Origin of the sequence: Candidatus Pelagibacter communis, from assembly GCF_001179845.1 — a bacterium.
Taxonomy (GTDB): Bacteria; Pseudomonadota; Alphaproteobacteria; order Pelagibacterales; family Pelagibacteraceae; genus Pelagibacter; species Pelagibacter ubique_Q.
The window spans coordinates 85,892-106,301 of sequence record NZ_CVSB01000049.1; the positions used below are offsets into that span (position 1 = coordinate 85,892).

The following is a 20,410-nucleotide window of genomic DNA, read 5'->3' on the forward strand; positions in this document are numbered from 1 at the left end:
GAATTAAAATACTATAAGGCCAAAAATTACAAGAAGTAATAAACCAATAATAGATTGATTTCTAAATGCTATCATTTCTGATTTTTTATCATTCAGAGCGGTATAAGAATTTGAGTTTTGTGGAATTTGACCACTAGCTAAAAATGTTAATGCTTGATTTGCTTTATCCATAATCTCAGGAAATTCTGGCAAACGTTTAATAACTTCAGATGTATTTTTTAAAGTTTCATTTAAATTATTAATTGGGTCTTTTGTTTCTTTAAGCCAATTTTCTAGTACAGGCTTTGAAGTTGTCCAAATATTTGTGTTTGGATTTAATTTTCTTGCTACACCTTCAACAACAACCATAGTTTTTTGCAACATTAATAATTGAGGTTGAGTTTGCATATTAAATTTTTCTGTTACATCAAACAATTGTTTGAGTAATTTACCTCCTGAAATATCTTTTACTTCTTGACCAAATATAGGCTCACCAATTGATCTCAAAGCTTGAGCTAGATCATCGATTGGTACTTCTTTCGGAACTAATCCGGCTACCAAGTGAACCTCAGCTACTTTACGATAATCTCTCTGAATAAATCCAAATAAAATTTCTGCTAAAAACCTTTTGCTAAGTTTGTCTAACCTGCCCATAATCCCAAAATCTATAGGTACAATCTGGCCATTATTATCAACAAAAATATTTCCTTGGTGCATGTCTGCATGAAAAAAACCATCTCTTACAGCATGTCTCAAAAAATGCTGGATAATATCTTCTGCTATTTTATTGGTATCTAAATTTCTTTTCTTTAACTCCTCAGCTTCCCTAATTGAAATTCCATCTATCCAATCTAAAGTCATTACATTTTCACTAGTAAAATTCCAATAAATCTCAGGAACTTTAAACCCAGCATCATTTTTAGTGTTTTCAGCATATTCATTAGCCGCAGCAGCTTCGAATCTTAAATCCATTTCAAGATTAGTTATTTCTTTAAGTAAAAAAACAACCTCAACAAGTTTTAATCTTTTTGTTTTTTTTATAAATGACTCGATAATAAATGCAAATAACATCATTGCATCTATTTCTTCATTGAATATTTTTTTTATATTTGGTCTTAAAATTTTTATTGCTACATCTTTAATTGTTCCATTGTCATTTATTTTTGCTTTGTGAACTTGTGCAATTGATGCAGCAGCAACTGGTTCACTTAAATCAATTATTGAATTAAATGCATCAACTCCAAGATCCTCTTTAATAATTTCTCTTGCTTCATGAATTGAAAAAGGGGGTAATCGATCTTGAAGTTTTTCTAGCTTTATAGATAATTCTTCTCCGATTATATCAGGTCTAGTAGCAAGAAATTGCCCAAGTTTAATGAAAGTTGTACCCATAGATTCTAAAGACCTAGATAATCTTTCTCCATCATCTTCAATTAAATTATTTTTTTCTCTTTTTTCAAATGAAATAGATAAAATTTGGAATAATATTGTTACAGCTAAGGGAGGTTTTTTAAATTTCGATGCAATTTTTAAAATATCTGATCTTGCAATTTTTCTTCCTAATTTAAATAAAGTAATAAGTTTTTTAATCATTAAACTTTCCAACCACTATGAATTGAAACAATACCACCAGAAAGATTTCTATAAGAACATTTGTGAAAATTATTTTTTTCCATTAATTCTATTAATTCTTCTTGATTAATAAATTGTTCAATACTTTTGATTAAATATTCGTAAGGTTCTTTTTCTCCAACTACAAACTGACCAATAATAGGAATAAGTTTTGAATAATTTTTATATATAAAATCAATATTTGAATTTTGAATCTTAGAAAATTCTAGACATAGATAGCGTCCACCAGGTTTTAAAACTCTATAGGCTTCTGAAAGTGCTTCATTTAAATTTTTTGTATTTCTTAGTCCAAAGCTAATAGTGTAGTAATCAAATGAATTGTCTTCTATTGGTAATTTTTCTGCTGGTGAAATAACCCATTTTACATTTTTATAATCTGATAATTTTTGTTTTCCCTGACTAACCATCCCTTTATTAGGATCTACACATGTAATTTCAGCCTCTTTATTTGTGCTATCTAAAAATAACTTTCCAACATCACCCGTCCCACACGCAACATCTATCAATTTTCTACTAACTCTCGGATTCATCATATTGATTAAATTTTTTTTCCAATATCTATGTACACCCATAGACATAAAGTCATTCATCAAGTCATATTTGTTGTAGACTTGATTAAATACATTTTCTACAAGTCCTTTTTTATTTTGAAGATTTTGTTGCATAAAAAAATATATATTGAATATAGTATCAAATGCCAGAATTACCAGAAGTAGAAATTGTTAGACAATCCCTTCATAAAAAGATCAAAAAAAAAAGTATAAAAAAAGTAATAATTAGAAACAGGAATTTAAGGTTTAAAATACCAAGTGATTTTGAAAGTTTTCTTAAAAACAAAAAAATAATTGAAGTTAGTAGATTTTCTAAATATTTGATTATCCATTTTCAAAATGAAGATTATTGTTTAATCCATTTAGGAATGTCAGGAACAATTCACATTCTTGATAAGAAAAAACCTCTAAAATTTACGAATACTAGTTTTTATCATTCACCTTTTTTACCTAAAAAACACAATCATGCAGAGTTTATATTTGATAGCTTGAAAGTAATTTATAATGATCCAAGACGTTTTGGATTTTTTGAAATAATTAATAATTATCAAGATCTACAGAAAAGATTTAAATCAATGGGACCTGAACCATTTAGTGATAAATTTAACTTAAATTATGTAGTTAATTATTTTAAGAAAAAAAATAAGGATATAAAAAGTTTTTTACTTGATCAAAGATTTGTTTCTGGAATAGGTAATATTTATGCAAGTGAAATTCTTTTCGCTAGTAAAATAAATCCATTTAAAAAGGCAAAAAAACTTAATAAAAATGAATGTTTAAATATTATATTTAATTCTAAGAAAATACTTCAACAGGCAATTAATAAAGGAGGCTCAAGTATAAGAGATTTTAAAGATATCTCAGGTAACAAAGGTACCTTTCAAAAGGAGTTTAAAGTTTATCAGCAAGAGGGAGCTGATTGTAAGCGTACGAATTGCAAAGGTATTATAAAAAAAAAAATAACATCAAATAGGTCGTCTTTTTTTTGTGTTTCCTGTCAAAAATAGTTAAATATTTAGTTGACCACTATAAATTCTCAAGCTATACCCCTGCGCAGATGGCAAACACAAAATCAGCAATTAAGAGAATTAGAAGAATTTCTAAACAAACAGCGGTAAATAAAGCTAGAAAGAGCAGATTTAGAAACGCTCTTAAGAAAATGAACCTTCTAATTGATGGTAAAAAAAAAGATGAAGCTCTAAAATTTTTACCAAAGTTAAACTCTGAGTTGATGAAAATTGCAAAAACAGGAATAATAAAAAAACAAAATGCTTCTAGAAATGTTTCTAGAATTACCAAAAAAATAGCTGCAATTTAAACGTTAGTTTAATTTTTAAACAACTCCTGATATCTACATTATATGTTTTAGATTTGTCTTAAGTTACTATATTTAGATTTAGTAAATATTTGGTTTACCATCATTCAATCTATGTTTGATTCAATCTATGTTTGATTCAATTTATAATTTTAATTTTAGATCTAAACAAAAAATTAATCTGCAACGTTATAAATCACAATCATAGATTTTATTTTTTTTTAATTTTTATTATTAACTTGTTGCAAATTTTTTTAAATCGTTCTAACTGAGATTTCCCCTTACGTTATGAATAAATTAACAAATATAAAAAATATTAATAATTTTTCTTCTGAAGGCTTTGAATGGAAGCAAGTGCAGGATGAAATGAAAAATAAATTAGGCTTAGAAGTTTATGAGAGTTGGTTAAAAAAGATTTCTTTTGTAGAGGAATTCAATAATTATTTATTATTATCAGTTCCAACAAGATTTATTAGAGATTGGATTACATCAAGGTATTTAGACCAAATATTACAGATAATTAAAGTATATAAAAAAGACATTATTAGAATTGAGTTTAAAATAGTTGAAAAAGCTCAAGATATCTCTTTAAAAGAAAATAATATTAAAGAGAATAATACTAATGAAAATATTTCATTTATAAAAGACTCCTACCTTCAGTATAACCGAATTGATCCAAATAAAAGATTTGGTAATTTTATAACAGGTTCAAGTAATAAATTAGCTTACGAAGCTTCTTTAAAAGTTTCAGAAAATATATCCCATTATAATCCACTTTATATTTATGGTGGTGTTGGAATGGGAAAAACTCACTTGTTAAATTCAATAGGTTTAGAGCTTAAAAAAAATAATAAAGTAATGTTTATTTCTGCCGAACGTTTCATGTATCAGTTTGTAAAATCAATTAAATCAAACGACATGGTTAAGTTTAAAGAATATTTTAGAAATACAGATATTTTATTAATCGATGATATCCAGTTTATAAGTGGAAAAGAGGCTATGCAGGAGGAGTTCTTTCATACATTTAATGCATTACTTGATAAGGGATCTCAAATAATTGTATCAGCCGATCGAGCACCAAATAAATTATCAAGGATTCAAGAAAGAATTAAATCAAGATTTTCTGGCGGATTAGTTGTTGATATTCAAAAGCCAGACCTTGAGCTAAGAAAAAAAATAGTTGAAAAAAAAAATGAAGAATTGAATGCCTTGTATTCTGAACAATTACAAGTCTCTAGTGAAATTCAAGATTTTATAAGTAATGAAATAACTGGAAGTGTAAGGGAATTAGTTGGAGCAATAAATAGAGTTGTTTCATTTTCAAGAATTTACAACAAAGTTCCAAATCTTGCTGAAACTAAAGTAGTTTTAAAGGATTTATTAAATTTAGCAGAAAATAAGGTTACAATAGATCTAATTCAGACAATTGTTTGTAAGTTTTTCAAAATTAGCAAAAATGAAATGTTATCATCTAGAAGATCAAGATATTTAGTAAGACCTAGGCAAACAGCAATTTATTTAACTAAAATTTTGACTTCTAAATCATTGCCTGAAATTGGAAGAGAATTTTCTAACCGAGACCATACAACAATAATTCATTCAGTAAAAACTATTGAAAAGATAAAAGAAAAAGATCCTGAGATGGTTGATAATATAAATAAATTAAAAAACCAGATTTTATATAATAATAAAGAAAATGAAATTTAACGTTAATCAACAAGACCTTCAGCAAGCATTAAATTATTGCCAAGGCGTTATTGAAAAAAGAAGTACATTACCAATACTTTCTAATATTTTGTTAGATGCAAGTAATTCAAAACTTACTATAACAGCGACTGATCTAGATTTAATATTTATACACCAATTAAATAATATAGAGATTCTAGAGGAGGGCAAAACAACCACAACTTCATCAATTATGTATGATATTATAAGAAAGTTTAATTCAGGAAAAAAAATAAATCTTTCTTTAAAAGATATAAGCAAATTACAAGTAGAGTCTGAAAAATCTATTTTTAATTTGAATTGTATAAGTGCAACAGAGTTTCCACTGACAGACGAAAATTTTAATCAAAATGAATTTATAATTAAATCAAAACAACTTTTAAAACTATTAAATAAGTGTAAATTTTCAGTTTCTAATGATGAAACAAGACATTATCTAAGTGGTATATATTTTCATCAAACAGAAGTTGAAGATAAAAATTATTTAACTGCAGTTGCAACTGATAGTCATAGAATGTCTATTTCAAAAGTTAGATTAGAAGAAAAAATTGATTTTGATCCAATAATTTTACCTAAAAAAACAATTTTTCAACTTTGCTCTTTATTAGATAGCTATGATGGAGATGTAAAAGTTTCAAATATGAAATCAAAAATAAAATTTGAATTAAATAATAGTATTTTAATTTCGAAACTTATTGATGGAAAATTTCCTAATTACATTCAAGTTATACCTAAAAATAATCAAAAAAAATTAGAAATAGACTTAAAATTATTTTTAAACTCAGTTGATAGAGTAGCATCTGTTTCATTAGATAAAAAAGATGGTGTGAAATTCAATTTATCTAAAGACACTTTAGATCTATCAGTAAATAATACTAACAGTGGTGATGGTAAAGAAACTTTAACTGTTAACTTTGATCATGACTTAGAGATAAGTTTTAACTCTAGATATTTGATAGATGTTGCTTCACAACTAGATGGAGATAGAATTGAAATTTTCTTTAATGATACCGGTTCACCAGCACTGATAAAAGATCCGGGTGATTTCGATAGTATTTTTGTTGTTATGCCTATGAAGGGCTAATTAATTAAATCTAACTCTGAATAAATATTTTTTTCAAGAATTTGAATAAAATTTTCCTTTGTTAATCCAGAAGGAATTGGTTTTAGAATAGAGATTGTTATGGTTCTATTAGATTTTTTTTTACCTTTTTTAGGCCACACATATCCAGAGTTAATTGCAACTGGCTGACAAGTAACATTTAGTTGTTCATAAATTCTCGAAGCACCTTTTTTAAAAGGTGGTCTTTCATCTGGAAGAACTCTAGTTCCTTGAGGAAAAATAATTAAAGGTCTATTAGAAGTAGCCATCATTTTTGAAATATCATCAAAAAAACCCAAGTTATCTTTTGTAACTTTGTTTCTTTTTATTGAAATTGACCCTATTTTTTTTAAGTACCAACCAAATATTGGAATTAACAATAATTCTTTTTTTAGAATAAATACAGGTGAGTTAAAGATTGTTTGTAAATAAAAAGTTTCAAACATTGATTGATGAGATGCTGCTATAAAAAATTTTTCATTATTAATAATATTTTCTTTTCCTTTGATTGAAATCTTTACTGAAAGAGCAAACCTTAAACAAAAACTAGCCCAATGGCCCATCAATTTACCTCCCATCAAAACAACCTGTTTAGGTAAAAAAAATGATGGTAAAAAAATTATCGAAATGAAGATGATTCCAGTGAAAAATAATATTGAAAATAAAAAGTTTCTTATCATTTTTATCAAAAGCTAAATTATATCTTTATGCTTTTGTCTTTTTCTTATTACTTTAATTTTTGATCCCTTTATTAATAATTCTATTGGTTTAGGTCTTAAATTATAATTTGAGCTTAGTGACATTCCATAAGCCCCCACATCACATATTGCTATTAAATCTTTTTCATTCAACAATTGAAATTTTTTTAATGTAACAAATTTATCTGTACTTTCACAAATAGGACCTACAAATTCATATGGTTTTTTAGATGTTTTGTTAGATTTTGTAACAGGTAAGGTTTTATGAAATGCACCGTACAAAGCAGGTCTCATTAAATCGTTCATTGCAGCATCTAAAATTATAAATTTTTTACTTCCGCTATCCTTTATATAGATTATCTTTGATACTAATGTCCCGGTATCGCCAATAATTGATCTACCTGGCTCAAATATAATTTTTACTTTATGTTTTCTTAAAAATTTAAGAACAGCTGTATTATATTTTTTATAATTAAGTTTTTTATTTTTATCAGTGTAAGAAATGCCCATACCTCCACCTAAATCTATAAATTCAAATTTATGATTTGATTTATTGAGAATTTGACTGACCGCTTTAAGCATTTTTTCATAAGGTCTATAGTCTAAAATTTGACTGCCTATATGAACGCTTAGACATTTTAAATCAATATTTTTTGAATTCTTGCAATAATTTATAATTTCATAGAAAGTATTTTTATTTACACCAAATTTATTTTCTTTTTTCCCAGTTGATATTTGGCTTAATGTTTTTGCATCTGTATTAGGGTTTAGTCTTACACCAATTTTAATTCTTTTATTTTTTGATTTTGCTATTCGATTTATTTCTTTTATTTCACTTAAAGACTCAGCGTTAATAAGCAGAATTTTTTTATCAATAGCAAAGCTGATTTCACTTGTTGTTTTACCAACACCAGAAAATACTATTTTGCTTGGATTAATTCCTGCTTTTAATGCCATCATCAGTTCTCCTACAGAAACAACATCAGCACCTAACCCAAATTTTTTAATTTCTCTAATTATATTAACATTTGTGTTGGATTTGACTGCAAAGCAGATAAGTGGCGAAAAAGATCTAAAGCTTTTTTTAAAATTACTAATATTTTCTTTTAATTTAGAATAAGAATAAGAATAAAATGGAGTTCCAAATTTATTTGCAATTTTTTGGAGACTAATTTTTTCTATTGTTAATCTTCTATTTATGTATTTCATTAAGTTAAGTTAATTGAAACTTCATTTATTTCTGCTTTTTTATCTGGATCTACGTATTTAGGATCACCTTTCTTTCCACAAGAAATAACTACACAAAATAACAATATAATTATGGTAAATTTTTTTATCATTTTTCTTTTTTATATTTCATTATCATTTTTTTAATATTATCAAAAGAAGTTCCACCATAAGATTTTTTCGAATTAATTGAATTTTTCAAGTTAAATATTTTCAATACATCTTCTTTAAGTTTAGGTTCAATTTTTTTTAACTCATCTAAAGTTAATTCATTTAACTTTTTTTTTCTTTTTTCAGCAAAATTAACTACAGCAGCAGTTTTTTGATATGCTTTTCTAAAAGATATTGAGTGATTTTTTACAAGATAGTCAGCCAAATCAGTTGCTGTAATGTATCCAGAATTAGCAAGTTCTAACATTCTACTCTTATTTGGATTACAATTTTTTAGTATTTCATCAAAAATTTTTAAACAATTATTAAGATTATCGTTTGATTTAAAAACTATTTCCTTGTCGTCTTGTAAATCTTTAAAATAAGATAATGGTAAACCTTTTAAAATTGTAAGCATCGAAAATAAATTTCCATAAGCGCTTCCTGATTTTCCACGCAAATATTCTAAAAGATCAGGATTCTTCTTTTGTGGCATTATCGATGATCCAGTAACAACTTTATCAGATAAATTGATCAAGTTAAAACCATCAGAATTCCAAATAATTAACTCTTCAGCAATTCTAGAAATATGCATAGCACATACTGATGTAGCGTATAAAAAATCTAAAACAAAATCTCTATCTGAAACTGTATCAATAGAATTATTTGTAGGTATTTTAAAACCAAGTTTTTTGGTTGTATAATTTCTATCTATATTAAATGATGTTCCTGCTAAAGCTGCAACACCTAAGGGATTTTCATTTAAACTGTTTAAATTATTAGAAAATCTTTTTTTGTCTCTATTAAACATTTCTACATAAGACATTAAATAATGTGCAAAAGAGATAGCCTGAGCATTTTTAAGATGTGTAAATCCAGGCATGATAGTCTCAACATTTTTTTCTGCTAACTTGATTGTGCTCTTAATAATTTTATTAATATTACTAATTATTTCGCTGGTCGAATTTTTCATCCAAATTTTAAAATCAGTAATTACTTGATCATTTCTTGATCTTGCAGTGTGAACATAGCCAGCTTCATCACCTATAATTTGAAAAAGTCTTTTTTCGATATTCATATGAATATCTTCATATTTTTTATTAAACTCAAATTTATTTTTTGCGATTTCCTTATCAATTTTTGTTAGTCCATAAATAATTTTATTTTTTATTTTAAATGAAATTATTTTTTGTTTAAAAAGCATTTCAACATGAGCAATTGATCCCTGAATATCTTCTTTGTAGAGTCTTTTATCAATATCTATTGAATTACCGACTTTTTGAAACAAACTTGATGCATTTTTTTTTATGCGTGTATTCCAGATTGCTTGGTTGTTTTTATTTTTTGCCATGATATTTAATTATACCTATTTAACATGAGATTTTTAATAATATTTATTTTTTTGATAACCAATGCTGTAGCCGAACAACTACCTGGTATTAAAAATATTGTAATCCATAAAATACCAAAAACATATGATAATGTTATTTTTTTAGACAAAAATGATCAAAAAATTAATATCAATGAATATACTGGCAACTTATTGATATTAAATTTTTGGGCGACCTGGTGTGAACCTTGTAAAGATGAAATGCCATCTTTAGATAAACTCCAAGCTAACCCAGAATTGGATAAAATAGAAATTTTTCCAATTAATATTGGTAAAGAAACCTTAGAAAAAGTTAATAAATTTTTTATAGATCTTAACATTAAAAATTTTGAACCTTATTTTGACCCACCTACTACATTAGCAAAAATGTTTACTTTAAGAGGTGTCCCTACAACAATTCTAATTAATAAAGAGGGTCAAGAATTTGCCAGAATAATAGGTTCAATTGATTTTGAAGATACAAATTTCGTTAATTGGATAAAAAAATATAACTAATTTTTAAAAAAGTAAGCAAAGCCAACCAAAGCAAGAATAGCAATAAATTGGAGAAGAACTCTTAATTGCATCAATTTGTTTGAATATTTTTTACTAGTTTCCCCTCCTTTAAAAAGAGTACCTATGCCTAAAATTAAAACTATTCCCACAGCAATCAAAAGAGCTATTGATAAAACTTTTACAAATATTCCTGATATCATATTTTTATTTTAGATTGTTTTTTGAAATAAAAAACATAATTTATCAACTATGACATTTTGCCTAGATTCAATAATTATTAAACCAGAAGACGGTGTTGAAATTAAAAATGCTATTATTTTGCTTCATGGTTATGGAGGTGATGGAAAGGATATAAGCATGCTATCTTTAAACTGGAAAAGACATATGCCTAATACAGTCTTTGTTTGCCCGAATGGTCATGAGCCATGCGCTATAAATCCTTCTGGTTATCAGTGGTTTGATTTAACTAAAGAGGATACTGATTACATATTAGAGCAATCAATTAAAGCTGAAGAAGTTTTAAAAAAATTTATTAATGAAATAAAACAAGAGTTTAAGTTATCAAATAATCAAATCTGTTTATCAGGATTCAGTCAGGGATGCATGATGTCTTTAAATGTTGGTCTTACGTTTGAAGAAAAATTTTCATGTATAGTTGGTTTTTCTGGAAAGATAATAAATCAAAAAGATTTAAAAAACAGAATCAAAAATAATACTGAAACATTACTTATACATGGAGAAGCTGATCAAATTGTCCCATCAACACATTTACTAGAAGCGAAAGATTTTTTAATTAGAAACAACGTTGAAGTTGATACATTATTAATAAAAAATTGTGATCATCATATTCCTATTGAAGCATCAAGTACAGCTTTAAATTTTATTTTAAAAAAAATTTAACATCTCTTATTATTGATAAATTTGTTTAACTAAGTTAAAATTAGTTAATGAACAATTTTATTGAACAAAATGTTTCATTAGAAAAGTGTCCTGCGCTAGTACTCAATGCAGACTATAGACCTTTGAGTTACTACCCTTTGTCTTTATGGTCATGGCAGGATACTGTTAAATCAGTTTTTCTTGACCGAGTTGTTATTGTTAGTAATTACGATAGAACTATAAGAAGTCCATCATTTAACATGAAATTACCAAGTGTCATTGCATTAAAGGATTATATTGTACCTCAAAGCAAGCCAAGTTTTACTAGATTTAATGTGTTTTTAAGAGATAAATTTTCCTGTCAATATTGTGGAAGCAATGAAGAGTTAACTTTTGATCACTTATTACCTAGATCAAAAGGAGGCGAAACTAATTGGGATAATGTTGTAACAGCTTGTTCTGCATGCAATGTGAAAAAGGGTGGAAAACTATTAAAACATTCAGGGATGAAGTTGCATCAGTACCCTTATCGACCATCAACAGAAGATCTACACAAAAATGGTAAAAATTTTCCGCCAAATTTTTTACATAAAAGTTGGATGGATTACTTATATTGGGATGTAGAGTTAGAGTCCTAAATTTTCTCTGAAATATTTATTGCAATTTTTGATCCAGTTTTAATAATTTTATCTAATATAGAGTATGGACCTTCTTTTGTAGCACCCTTTTCATAGGCAATATCTTTATGACTTAATTCATCTTCTCTAAATTTAATTATTTTTTTTTTAAGTTTTGACTCACTATTATCAAGTTGTTTTATTTGGTTTAAATAATGCTCATCTATCACTTCTTCAACTGAAGCAGTGCAAAGCATAGCTGCTTTCTTACCAAGTAAAGTTGAACCAAAACCTAATCCAACACCTAATAAATCCCATAAGGGTAAAAATTTTGTCGGTTTTATATTTCTTTTTTTAATTTCTTCTTCAAAAAAATTAGAATGTTCTTTTTCATGGACCTTCATTTCTTCAATTGTTTTTTTTAAACCTTCATCTTTAACTAATGTGTTTAGAGCAAGCAACTGTCCTTCATAAATTTTAACAGCACCACGCTCCCCAGCATGATCAACTCTAATAAATTCTTCTATTTTCTTTTTATTTATTGTTGTCATAACTTAAATAAGTTCTTGTTGTAAAATATACTATTAATATTGATATTATAATATTGTAACTTGTAAGCGATAATCCTAAAATTTTAAATGTAACATCTTTGCAGCTAACATTCTTTTCTTGCAATTGTCTCAATATGTCTTCTTTTGATAGTAAATTGGAGCCATTTTTTAAATCGCAAACTAATGATTCTTCAATAAAACCTTGCTCAATACCTAAATGATATAAAGATAAAATAGTAGCAGCTAAAAAAATTAAAATAAGAAAAAGAATGAAATATTTTTCAAGATTAATAAATTTATAATTTAATACAATAATTATTAATGCTAAGAGGTATGGAATTCTTTCCAATATACACAAGTTACAGGGTTGATGACCTAAAACATATTCAATAAAAAATGCTGAAGATAAAGCAATAATGCTAATTAAAAAAATTAACTTTAATGTAATTGTTTTGTTAATCTCAACCATTAAATTTAAAAAATAAATAAATAATAATAAATATTATAACTATAATAATTCCAATTATGGTGAACCATTTTGATCCATGTTTTTCCATATACTCTGTAAATAATTCTCCAAATTTATAGGATAAATAGGCAACTATAAAAAATCTCAGACTTCTTGAAATTACGCTAACAAAAATAAAAACAGGAAGATTAAAAGCAATTAAACCACTTGAAATCGTAAAGGCTTTATAAGGCAATGGAGTAAAGCCAGCTAAAAAAAGAATACTCAGCCACGCGAGGAATCCACTACCTTGAGACATGCTAAATTTTAAATTTTCAACTTTATCTTGATAACCATAAAATTCGATTACATACATTGCTAAATCAATAAATAAATAACCTATCAAATATCCAAAGATTCCACCAAGAACTGAAAATATAGATGCTATTAAAAATATTTTCAAATATTCCTTTTTTTTAGCAATAACCATTGGAATTATCATTGCATCTGGAGGTATAGGAAAAAAAGAACTTTCTATAAAAGATACAAGCCCTAAATAAAAATTTGAACTTTTATGCGCGGCTAATTCTAAACATTTTTTGTAAAGTGTTTTAAACATTTTTTGGTTTTAATATAAATTTAGTTCTTATACTATTTAAATATAATTTAATTGAATACCTAGGGCGAATGGCGGAACTGGTAGACGCGCACGACTCAAAATCGTGTTTCGCAAGAAGTGAGAGTTCGATTCTCTCTTCGCCCACCAAGTAACTATGAATTTAAATAATTTAAATAATTTGATCGAATTATTTGTTAATCAAGCAAATAAACAAAACAAAAAAGATATTTTTTTAGAATGGCTAAACCCAAACAATAAAAAAACATACACATGGGAAGAAACTGAAAAGAATATTTTGAAATTATCAAAAGTAATTAAAGAAAATATAAAAGAAGGTGATAGATGTCTTTTAGTTTCAGAAAATAGACCGGAGTGGTTTGTTTCTGATTTAGCTATTATGGTAGCTGGAGGAATTACAGTTCCAGCATACACAACCTATACAGAAGATGATTATAAGTACTTGATAGAAGATTGTGAGCCTAGCTTAGTTGTTGTTTCAAATAATGAAATGTTAAAAAAATTAAATAATTCAATTAATGAAAAAGACTTTATCAAAAAAGTTATTACTTTGGATGTAAAAGCTGAGGTAACAAATAGTTTAAATATAATTAACAAAGAAAAATATTTAGATTTTAATTTAATTGTAAAGAACAATTCATTAACAGAAGATAAAATTGAAAATAATAAATTAAAAAGAAATTCTCCCGCATGTATTATTTATACTTCTGGGACTGGAGGTAATCCTAAAGGAGTAATTTTAAGTCATGGTGGAATTTTGAATAATCTCGTAGGAGCATGCGAAATTATGAAACCATTATTTAACTCAAGACCAGTATTTTTAACTTGGCTTCCTCTTTCACACTCTTATGAGCATTGTGTTCAATTTGCACAGATAGCAGTAGGAGCAAAAGTATTTTATGCAGAAAAAATAGAAAAACTTTTAGAAAATATATCTGAAGCAAAACCTACAATCATGACAGCTGTTCCAAGATTCTACCAAAACCTTTACAACAAAATAAATATGAATTTAAAAAAACAAACAGGTTTTAAAGCTAAATTAATTGAAGCAACTCTTCGTTTGGGAAGAAAAAAATTATTAAATCAAAAAATGACATTTTCTGAAAAATTACTCAATATTATAGCTGATAAATTAGTTAGAAAAAAAATAAAAAAACAGTTTGGTGGAAATTTGAAAGCTTTCGTTTCAGGTGGTGGGGCTCTAGACAAAGAAATAGGAGAATTTTTGAATTCTGTAGGGCTGCCTACTCTTCAGGGTTATGGTTTAACAGAAACATCACCAGTAGTAAGTTGCAATCCAATACATAAAATTAAAGTGGAAACTGTAGGACCTCCATTTAAAGGAAATGAAGTTAAAATTGCTGAAGATGGAGAAATTTTAGTCAAAGGCGAAAATGTAATGTTAGGATATTGGAACAAAAAAGAAGAAACTGAAAAAGTAATTATAAATGGATGGTTACATACAGGAGATATTGGAGAGATAGATCCAAATGATGGTTATTTAAAAATTACTGATAGAAAAAAAGATATCATAGTAAGCGCTGGTGGAGATAACATTTCACCTGCTAAAATTGAAAATATGATTACGAGTGAACCAGAGATAGATCAATGCATGGTTTATGGTGATAAAAAAAATTACTTAGTTGCTTTAATTGTTCCTAACAAAGATTTTTTAAATGAAAAAGAAAAAATAAATAAAGTAATTGAAAAAATAAATAAAAAATTAACTTTATTAGAAAAGATAAAAAAAATTCAATTAATAGATGAAAATTTTTCTATTGAAAATGGTTTAATGACACCAACAATGAAAGTAAAAAGGAAAAAAGTTACAGAAAAATATAAAAATCAGTTAGAAAATCTTTATTAAAATATTTAATTAAAATTGTTTATTAACCGCATAAACATTAACTAAATTAATAAAAAAAAGTTTTATAAAAATAAAAAGTTAAAAATAATTTTTATAAAATTTAACTTCTAATTAAAGAATTGACATAACTTATAGAAAAAAATAAAAATATAGTAACAACGAATCAATATGATTCGTTTAACTAAAAAAGGGAGCTAAAGATGCCTAAGAAAAGAAAAAAAGCGGCAAAGAAAACTAAGAAAAAAGCTAAGAAAAAAGCTAAGAAAGCAAAAAAAAGAAGAAGAAGATAGTAACTTAGTATTCTTAATAAAAAACGCTTCTCATTACAGTTTGTGTGAGAGGCGTTTTTTTTTACTCGTCAATCGGTTCGTCGTTATCAGAAATTGGCTCGTCTACAGGTAGTTCACTAGTTGGAGTTTTTGCAGTTGTTACTGGTTGAGGCTGCCCAGTTAAATTTCTTTTTAGTGCTTTATCTAGCTTTTTTTGTGTATCTTCTAAGGATACATTTAATACAATTTGAAATTCTGATAAAATTCTCTCATAGGCTTTTTCGAATAATTGTCTTTCACTATAGGATTGATCAACTACAAGATCATCGCCTTTATTCAAATCTCTAACTACTTCTGCTAGTTCATAAATTTTACCAGAAGAAATTTTTGCTTCATACTCCTGTGCTCTCCGACTCCACATTGATCTTTTAATTTTTGGTTTACTTTTTAGAATTGAGATACATTTATTAACTTGGTTAATAGATGCTAGAGGTCTTAAATGTGATTGTTTATTGACTGGCACCATTCCAAAGGCTTTATCTTTTTCAAATTTTATTACATAAGTTTCTACATCGATACCACCTATATTAATCTTTTTGAATTCAGTGATTTGACCAACGCCATGTTTTGGATAAACAATATAGTCTTTTACTTTAAATTCTTTTTTTTCAGTTTCTTGTTTTTTTACTTTTTTAATTTCAGGCTTAACTTCATTTGTTTTTGAAATTCTTAAATTATCTATTTTTGGTTCAGCAGTTGTTTCTTTAACTTTAACAGTTTTTTTTGTTTTAGTTATTTTAGATGAAACTTTTTTAACAACTTTTTTGATTTTTTTTGAAATTATTTTTTTAGCTTTTTTAATTTTTTTAGCTTTTAAAATCTTCTTTTTAGAAACTTTTTTTTTCACTTTTTTGTCTGTTTTGCCTTTAAAGATTTTCTTTAAAATATTTTTCGTACTTATTTTGCTCATTTTTAAAATTCTCGTGATCCGCTGGCGGATCTTTTTTTTCACTTATGTTAGGCCAGATTTCAGAGTATTTTTTATTGATCTCTAACCATTTTTCACTTCCAGGTTCGGTGTCTGCTTTTATGGCATCGACAGGACATTCTGGCTCGCAAACGCCACAATCTATACACTCATCGGGTTTAATTACAAGCATATTTTTACCTTCATAAAAACAATCAACTGGGCAAACATCAACACAGTCTGTTAATTTGCACTTTATACAATTGTCGTTAACGATATATGTCATTTAAAATTTTGTTTAATTTTTTCTTTAATATCGCCCATAGTTTTATTGTCAATGTAAAGTAACCCCGCAAGTCGTCTCATTAAATTAGTTTCATATACATCAGCGTCCTTATTGGAATAAATTATAGACCATAAAGCCTCTACGATTTTAATTTTGTCTTCTTCAGATAAATTTTTTACTTCTCTAGTAAAATCTAAAATTTGATTTGAACTTTCTTCAATTATTTTTGCTTCTTCAATTGTTTTAGAAATATTTTCATTCTCTATACCTAGCTCATTAAGTGTTTTTTTAATAATTTCTTCCTCTTTATCTGTATAGTTTTCATCTATTTTAGCAGCATGAATTAATAAAGCACAAACTTTTGTGAGAAAATTATTATTTTTTATTTCTTCTTTTTTAAAAAACATTTTAACTTAAATTTAAATTCTTTAATATTTTAAACGGATTTTCATTTGAGATCTTCTTTGTAGTAATTTTTTTAAATTTCTTAGTAGGACTATATTTAAAAAATGTTTCATTTTCTTTTTCAAATATTTTATAATTCATTTTTTGAAGTAATTTTTTGAAGTTATCTTTACTACATCCTAAAAGATTTAACATTTCTGGAACTAATTTTATTTCAGAATTTTCTTTTGAGCTAGAATTTATTATCAATACAAATAATCTTTCCAAAATATCAATTCTTACAAAAAAATTATCAAATCTTTCAAATCCACACAAAAGCATAAAATCTTTATTTTTTATTTCTTTATCGTTTAAAAAATTCAAACCGAAGGTAGGTGGTTTTAATTTATGAAATTTTTGATAAAAATTTTTCCATAATAATGTTCGCAAAGATACTGCTTCTGGTTTAATTAATTGATAAAGGAAAACATGATATCTACCAAACTTAACTCCTAAATCTCTAAGAATTTTTCTTTCATTTTGTTCTAAGTTTTTTAGGTATTCAGAAACTTGATCTCGCTTTAATACTCCATTATTTTCATAGAGTTGGTATGCCAGTGCTTTAATTGATGAATTATTTTCTTTTATATTTTTTAAATCAATTAAACTTTTAAGAACGTTATTTATTTTTGAATGTATCCATTTATTAATATATTCATTTAATTTTTGTTTATTGTTTTTTTCAATAACATCATCAACAATTAAATCAAAACTAGGATTTAAATAGTCATTACCTGTTGTTAATTTGGCAATTGGGAAATCATTCCAGTAAATTTTAAAATCTTCATTTAAACTAATTAATCCTGTATCAATTATTGATTGTACACGTTTTTCTAATTCCGGACCAATAGTTTGTCTTGCAGCTTTTTTTAAAGATTTAATATCAGTTTCTAAAGCACCTTTTTTTAGATCTAGTTCTAATTTTAGTCCTTTTATCTTTCCAATAAATTGATCGTCAATTTTAACGTCATTGTTTTGTAAAATTTCAGTTTTAAATTCCATATCTTGTTTTAAACCTCTTGCGAGTACACTTGCTCTTTTGTCGATGAAAGTCTTAGTAAGTTCTTCATGTAATCTGTCTGAAAGTCTGTCTTCTAAATATTTAGTTTTTTCTATCCAATAACTTTGATTTTCTACCCAATTATTTTTATTTGAAACATATGACCAAGTTCTGACATTTGCAATTCTATTTGATAAAGAATCTACATTTCCATCTAATTTATCTAGTTTCATTAGCTGCAACCTCATATAATCTTCAGAAATTAGTCCTTTTTTGCTAGTTAAAAATTTAAATACATTTCCAATAACTTCAAAATGATTTCCATAAGTTTTTTTAACAAAATCAGGTATTTGGCAACATTCCCATAAAAGCATTAAAGTTTTCTTATCAAATTCTCTATTTAAAATTTTTTGATCTTTTAAAAAATATTTAAGTGCTTTTTCATCCTCACATTCATGAATTTTTCTTAGCCATTCCACCTGAGATTTTTCTTCTAAACTTTTAATTAAACTAATTGGGTTATTAAAATTAAGATTTGAATTTCTCCAAAACAAAGTTCTTATTTCTTCAAATTTATGATTTTCTAATAATTCTACCTCTTCTGGAGATATTTCTTTACAATCACCAGTAATACCGAAACTTCCATCGTTAAGGTATCGACCAGCTCTGCCGGCTATTTGACCTATTTCAGATAAATTTAATCTTCTTAATTTTTTTCCATCAAATTTCTTAACATTTGAAAAATAAACAAAATCTAAATCCATGTTTATTCCCATCCCAATTGCATCTGTTGCAACTAGGAAATCAACATCCCCAGATTGATATAATTCAACTTGAGCATTTCTTGTTTTTGGACTTAGTGATCCCATTACAATAGCTGCACCACCCTTTTGTCTTCTTATTAACTCAGCAATGGCGTAAACCTCCTCTGCTGAAAAAGCAATGATTGCTGTTTTTCTTTCAATTCTTGATATTTTTTTATGACCAGCGTAGGTAAGTTTAGATAGTCTTTCTCTATTTATAAATTCAATATCTCCATCTAATTTTGAAATAATATTTTTAATGGTACTTGAGCCCATTAGCATTGTAAGTTTTTCCCCCCTCATATTTAAAAGTCTATCAGTAAAAATATGACCTCTTTCATGATCAGAGCACATTTGAATCTCGTCTACACCAACAAACTCAAGATATTTGTCAATTGGCATAGACTCTACTGTGCATAAAAAATATTTTGCATTAGATGGGATTATTTTTTCTTCTCCAGTTATAAGTGCAACTTTATCTAAACTTATTTTCTTGATTACTTTGTCATATACTTCTCTTGCAAGTAATCTAAGTGGAAATCCAATCATGCCACTCTCAAAAGAAAGCATAGTTTCGATAGCAAGATGGGTTTTACCTGTATTTGTAGGACCGAGAACAGCTGTAATTTTATTTTTAGTCATTTCTATCTTTTGTGCTTCTTTTTTTTTACCTACCAGATATTGTTACTGCTAAAGAACAAAAATAGACTAAAACATGACCGAATCGGAGGGTAAAAAGTTCTCATTTTCTTTTAAATATTAGTGAGATTATCATAAATAAGATTAATTCTATAACAGTAATTTAATTTAATAAAATGAGTAAAAAACTTTGGCAACCTTCTCTAATTGTAAAAAAAAATTCAAATTTATTTGCTTTTGAAAATTACATTTCAAAAAAATTAAAAATAAAATTTAATAGAAATTATAAAAAATTATTAAATTGGAGTATTAAAAATTCACCAGAGTTTTGGAGTAGATTTTGGGATTTTAGCAAAATTAAGGGAATTAAAAGTAATAAAAATTTTAGAAAATCAAAGACTTTTTATAAAAATTTATTTTTACCAGGTAGCAAACTAAATTTTGGTGAAAATTTATTATCTAAAAACAATAATGAAAAAGCAGTAACCTTTATTAGTGAAAATGGATTTAGAGAAGAAAGATCATGGAAACAATTAAATTTAAATTCTAATAAAATTTCAAAGTTTCTAAAAAAAATAAATATTAAAAAAGGAGATAGAGTAGCTGCCTATATGCCGAATACTATTGAAACTGTTGAAGCATTCATTGCTACAACTTCTTTGGGAGGTATTTGGTCTTCTTGTAGTCCTGATTTTGGTTCTAAAGGGGTTATAGAAAGATTTTCTCAAATTAATCCAAA

The 20,410-nt window shown here is 26.4% G+C and carries 23 protein-coding genes and 1 tRNA gene; 10 read left to right on the forward strand and 14 right to left on the reverse strand.

The genetic code is table 11. From position 1 onward, the window contains the following. Positions 1-3 precede the first annotated feature (3 nt). Together ubiB and ubiE are read right to left on the reverse strand one after the other, a co-directional pair. Positions 4-1,572 (reverse strand): 2-polyprenylphenol 6-hydroxylase, encoded by a 1,569-nt coding sequence (gene ubiB, locus AMN81_RS05385; protein WP_072091037.1) that lies wholly within the window; start codon positions 1,570-1,572, stop codon positions 4-6. Beyond that, entirely contained in the window at positions 1,572-2,276 is a 705-nt protein-coding gene (gene ubiE / locus AMN81_RS05390; protein ID WP_072091038.1) for a bifunctional demethylmenaquinone methyltransferase/2-methoxy-6-polyprenyl-1,4-benzoquinol methylase UbiE, read from the reverse strand. Before ubiE ends, ubiB begins: the two co-directional genes overlap by 1 nt. A 29-nt stretch (positions 2,277-2,305) precedes the next feature. Here ubiE and mutM point away from each other — a divergent pair, with 29 nt between their 5' ends. The 4 genes from mutM (at position 2,306) to dnaN (ending at position 6,286) form a co-directional block, all read left to right on the forward strand. Then, a complete protein-coding gene (gene mutM, locus AMN81_RS05395) occupies positions 2,306-3,169 on the forward strand; it encodes a bifunctional DNA-formamidopyrimidine glycosylase/DNA-(apurinic or apyrimidinic site) lyase (RefSeq protein WP_072091039.1) in 864 nt (287 codons plus the stop codon). 50 nt (positions 3,170-3,219) lie between these two features. Continuing rightward, on the forward strand, positions 3,220-3,480 hold the full coding sequence (gene rpsT, locus AMN81_RS05400; RefSeq protein ID WP_072091040.1) for a 30S ribosomal protein S20: 261 nt from the start codon (positions 3,220-3,222) through the stop codon (positions 3,478-3,480). A gap of 285 nt (positions 3,481-3,765) precedes the next feature. After that, the gene (gene dnaA / locus AMN81_RS05405; RefSeq protein WP_072091041.1) at positions 3,766-5,184 is read left to right on the forward strand and encodes a chromosomal replication initiator protein DnaA; all 1,419 of its coding nucleotides are present in this window, start codon (positions 3,766-3,768) and stop codon (positions 5,182-5,184) included. Further along, the gene (gene dnaN / locus AMN81_RS05410) at positions 5,174-6,286 is read left to right on the forward strand and encodes a DNA polymerase III subunit beta (protein WP_072091042.1); all 1,113 of its coding nucleotides are present in this window, start codon (positions 5,174-5,176) and stop codon (positions 6,284-6,286) included. The genes dnaA and dnaN overlap by 11 nt, the downstream gene beginning before the upstream one ends. Here the strand turns inward: dnaN and AMN81_RS05415 are convergent. Genes AMN81_RS05415 through argH form a run of 4 tightly spaced genes read right to left on the reverse strand, consistent with a single transcriptional unit; the run spans position 6,283 to position 9,730 of the window. Further along, entirely contained in the window at positions 6,283-6,984 is a 702-nt protein-coding gene (locus AMN81_RS05415) for a lysophospholipid acyltransferase family protein (RefSeq protein ID WP_072091043.1), read from the reverse strand. The two genes, dnaN and AMN81_RS05415, sit on opposite strands and share 4 nt — an antisense overlap. Positions 6,985-6,996: 12 nt before the next feature. After that, the gene (gene lysA / locus AMN81_RS05420) at positions 6,997-8,211 is read right to left on the reverse strand and encodes a diaminopimelate decarboxylase (RefSeq protein ID WP_072091044.1); all 1,215 of its coding nucleotides are present in this window, start codon (positions 8,209-8,211) and stop codon (positions 6,997-6,999) included. After that, on the reverse strand, positions 8,211-8,342 hold the full coding sequence (locus tag AMN81_RS06435; protein ID WP_023854463.1) for a hypothetical protein: 132 nt from the start codon (positions 8,340-8,342) through the stop codon (positions 8,211-8,213). The genes lysA and AMN81_RS06435 overlap by 1 nt, the downstream gene beginning before the upstream one ends. Next, positions 8,339-9,730: an argininosuccinate lyase gene (gene argH / locus AMN81_RS05425; protein WP_072091045.1), complete on the reverse strand. Its 1,392-nt coding sequence runs from the start codon at positions 9,728-9,730 to the stop codon at positions 8,339-8,341. Before argH ends, AMN81_RS06435 begins: the two co-directional genes overlap by 4 nt. Positions 9,731-9,754: 24 nt before the next feature. On the opposite strand from argH, the gene AMN81_RS05430 reads away from it, so the two are divergent. Then, positions 9,755-10,264: a TlpA family protein disulfide reductase gene (locus AMN81_RS05430; RefSeq protein ID WP_072091046.1), complete on the forward strand. Its 510-nt coding sequence runs from the start codon at positions 9,755-9,757 to the stop codon at positions 10,262-10,264. Here the strand turns inward: AMN81_RS05430 and AMN81_RS05435 are convergent. After that, the gene (locus AMN81_RS05435) at positions 10,261-10,464 is read right to left on the reverse strand and encodes a twin transmembrane helix small protein (protein ID WP_072091047.1); all 204 of its coding nucleotides are present in this window, start codon (positions 10,462-10,464) and stop codon (positions 10,261-10,263) included. The two genes, AMN81_RS05430 and AMN81_RS05435, sit on opposite strands and share 4 nt — an antisense overlap. A gap of 49 nt (positions 10,465-10,513) precedes the next feature. Here AMN81_RS05435 and AMN81_RS05440 point away from each other — a divergent pair, with 49 nt between their 5' ends. Next, positions 10,514-11,164: an alpha/beta hydrolase gene (locus tag AMN81_RS05440; RefSeq protein WP_072091048.1), complete on the forward strand. Its 651-nt coding sequence runs from the start codon at positions 10,514-10,516 to the stop codon at positions 11,162-11,164. 47 nt (positions 11,165-11,211) lie between these two features. Next, positions 11,212-11,781 (forward strand): HNH endonuclease, encoded by a 570-nt coding sequence (locus AMN81_RS05445; RefSeq protein ID WP_072091049.1) that lies wholly within the window; start codon positions 11,212-11,214, stop codon positions 11,779-11,781. Here AMN81_RS05445 and AMN81_RS05450 read toward each other — a convergent pair. The 3 genes from AMN81_RS05450 to AMN81_RS05460 are packed head-to-tail and all read right to left on the reverse strand — an operon-like array spanning position 11,778 to position 13,378. Next, positions 11,778-12,311: a demethoxyubiquinone hydroxylase family protein gene (locus AMN81_RS05450; RefSeq protein WP_072091050.1), complete on the reverse strand. Its 534-nt coding sequence runs from the start codon at positions 12,309-12,311 to the stop codon at positions 11,778-11,780. The two genes, AMN81_RS05445 and AMN81_RS05450, sit on opposite strands and share 4 nt — an antisense overlap. Beyond that, positions 12,295-12,780 carry a disulfide bond formation protein B gene (locus tag AMN81_RS05455; protein ID WP_080986920.1) on the reverse strand — a complete coding sequence of 162 codons (486 nt, stop codon included), beginning with the start codon at positions 12,778-12,780 and terminating at the stop codon, positions 12,295-12,297. The genes AMN81_RS05450 and AMN81_RS05455 overlap by 17 nt, the downstream gene beginning before the upstream one ends. Then, a complete protein-coding gene (locus AMN81_RS05460; protein WP_072091052.1) occupies positions 12,773-13,378 on the reverse strand; it encodes a YqaA family protein in 606 nt (201 codons plus the stop codon). Before AMN81_RS05460 ends, AMN81_RS05455 begins: the two co-directional genes overlap by 8 nt. A 62-nt stretch (positions 13,379-13,440) precedes the next feature. Here AMN81_RS05460 and AMN81_RS05465 point away from each other — a divergent pair. Together AMN81_RS05465 and AMN81_RS05470 are read left to right on the forward strand one after the other, a co-directional pair. Continuing rightward, a tRNA-Leu gene (locus tag AMN81_RS05465) sits at positions 13,441-13,525 on the forward strand. Between the two features lie 7 nt (positions 13,526-13,532). Next, positions 13,533-15,263: an AMP-dependent synthetase/ligase gene (locus AMN81_RS05470; RefSeq protein ID WP_072091053.1), complete on the forward strand. Its 1,731-nt coding sequence runs from the start codon at positions 13,533-13,535 to the stop codon at positions 15,261-15,263. A gap of 351 nt (positions 15,264-15,614) precedes the next feature. Here the strand turns inward: AMN81_RS05470 and AMN81_RS05475 are convergent, their stop codons facing one another. Genes AMN81_RS05475 through AMN81_RS05490 form a run of 4 tightly spaced genes read right to left on the reverse strand, consistent with a single transcriptional unit; the run spans position 15,615 to position 19,674 of the window. Next, on the reverse strand, positions 15,615-16,502 hold the full coding sequence (locus AMN81_RS05475) for a CarD family transcriptional regulator (RefSeq protein WP_072091054.1): 888 nt from the start codon (positions 16,500-16,502) through the stop codon (positions 15,615-15,617). Next, positions 16,459-16,785: a ferredoxin FdxA gene (gene fdxA / locus AMN81_RS05480; protein ID WP_072091055.1), complete on the reverse strand. Its 327-nt coding sequence runs from the start codon at positions 16,783-16,785 to the stop codon at positions 16,459-16,461. The genes AMN81_RS05475 and fdxA overlap by 44 nt, the downstream gene beginning before the upstream one ends. Next, the gene (locus AMN81_RS05485; protein ID WP_072091056.1) at positions 16,782-17,192 is read right to left on the reverse strand and encodes a tellurite resistance TerB family protein; all 411 of its coding nucleotides are present in this window, start codon (positions 17,190-17,192) and stop codon (positions 16,782-16,784) included. The genes fdxA and AMN81_RS05485 overlap by 4 nt, the downstream gene beginning before the upstream one ends. A 1-nt stretch (position 17,193) precedes the next feature. Continuing rightward, a complete protein-coding gene (locus tag AMN81_RS05490; RefSeq protein WP_080986921.1) occupies positions 17,194-19,674 on the reverse strand; it encodes a helicase-related protein in 2,481 nt (826 codons plus the stop codon). 173 nt (positions 19,675-19,847) lie between these two features. Here AMN81_RS05490 and AMN81_RS05495 point away from each other — a divergent pair. Continuing rightward, a partial coding sequence (locus AMN81_RS05495; RefSeq protein WP_143312064.1) for an AMP-binding protein occupies positions 19,848-20,410 on the forward strand: 563 nt, incomplete at its 3' end.

Excerpts from the sequence above, each read along its gene's own strand:
- ubiB (WP_072091037.1), bottom strand. The coding sequence starts at position 1,572 with ATGATTAAAAAACTTATTACTTTATTTAAATTAGGAAGAAAAATTGCA.
- ubiE (WP_072091038.1), bottom strand. The coding sequence starts at position 2,276 with ATGCAACAAAATCTTCAAAATAAAAAAGGACTTGTAGAAAATGTATTT.
- mutM (WP_072091039.1), top strand. The coding sequence starts at position 2,306 with ATGCCAGAATTACCAGAAGTAGAAATTGTTAGACAATCCCTTCATAAA.
- rpsT (WP_072091040.1), top strand. The coding sequence starts at position 3,220 with ATGGCAAACACAAAATCAGCAATTAAGAGAATTAGAAGAATTTCTAAA.
- dnaA (WP_072091041.1), top strand. The coding sequence starts at position 3,766 with ATGAATAAATTAACAAATATAAAAAATATTAATAATTTTTCTTCTGAA.
- dnaN (WP_072091042.1), top strand. The coding sequence starts at position 5,174 with ATGAAATTTAACGTTAATCAACAAGACCTTCAGCAAGCATTAAATTAT.
- AMN81_RS05415 (WP_072091043.1), bottom strand. The coding sequence starts at position 6,984 with ATGATAAGAAACTTTTTATTTTCAATATTATTTTTCACTGGAATCATC.
- lysA (WP_072091044.1), bottom strand. The coding sequence starts at position 8,211 with ATGAAATACATAAATAGAAGATTAACAATAGAAAAAATTAGTCTCCAA.
- AMN81_RS06435 (WP_023854463.1), bottom strand. The coding sequence starts at position 8,342 with ATGATAAAAAAATTTACCATAATTATATTGTTATTTTGTGTAGTTATT.
- argH (WP_072091045.1), bottom strand. The coding sequence starts at position 9,730 with ATGGCAAAAAATAAAAACAACCAAGCAATCTGGAATACACGCATAAAA.
- AMN81_RS05430 (WP_072091046.1), top strand. The coding sequence starts at position 9,755 with ATGAGATTTTTAATAATATTTATTTTTTTGATAACCAATGCTGTAGCC.
- AMN81_RS05435 (WP_072091047.1), bottom strand. The coding sequence starts at position 10,464 with ATGATATCAGGAATATTTGTAAAAGTTTTATCAATAGCTCTTTTGATT.
- AMN81_RS05440 (WP_072091048.1), top strand. The coding sequence starts at position 10,514 with ATGACATTTTGCCTAGATTCAATAATTATTAAACCAGAAGACGGTGTT.
- AMN81_RS05445 (WP_072091049.1), top strand. The coding sequence starts at position 11,212 with ATGAACAATTTTATTGAACAAAATGTTTCATTAGAAAAGTGTCCTGCG.
- AMN81_RS05450 (WP_072091050.1), bottom strand. The coding sequence starts at position 12,311 with ATGACAACAATAAATAAAAAGAAAATAGAAGAATTTATTAGAGTTGAT.
- AMN81_RS05455 (WP_080986920.1), bottom strand. The coding sequence starts at position 12,780 with ATGGTTGAGATTAACAAAACAATTACATTAAAGTTAATTTTTTTAATT.
- AMN81_RS05460 (WP_072091052.1), bottom strand. The coding sequence starts at position 13,378 with ATGTTTAAAACACTTTACAAAAAATGTTTAGAATTAGCCGCGCATAAA.
- AMN81_RS05470 (WP_072091053.1), top strand. The coding sequence starts at position 13,533 with ATGAATTTAAATAATTTAAATAATTTGATCGAATTATTTGTTAATCAA.
- AMN81_RS05475 (WP_072091054.1), bottom strand. The coding sequence starts at position 16,502 with ATGAGCAAAATAAGTACGAAAAATATTTTAAAGAAAATCTTTAAAGGC.
- fdxA (WP_072091055.1), bottom strand. The coding sequence starts at position 16,785 with ATGACATATATCGTTAACGACAATTGTATAAAGTGCAAATTAACAGAC.
- AMN81_RS05485 (WP_072091056.1), bottom strand. The coding sequence starts at position 17,192 with ATGTTTTTTAAAAAAGAAGAAATAAAAAATAATAATTTTCTCACAAAA.
- AMN81_RS05490 (WP_080986921.1), bottom strand. The coding sequence starts at position 19,674 with ATGACTAAAAATAAAATTACAGCTGTTCTCGGTCCTACAAATACAGGT.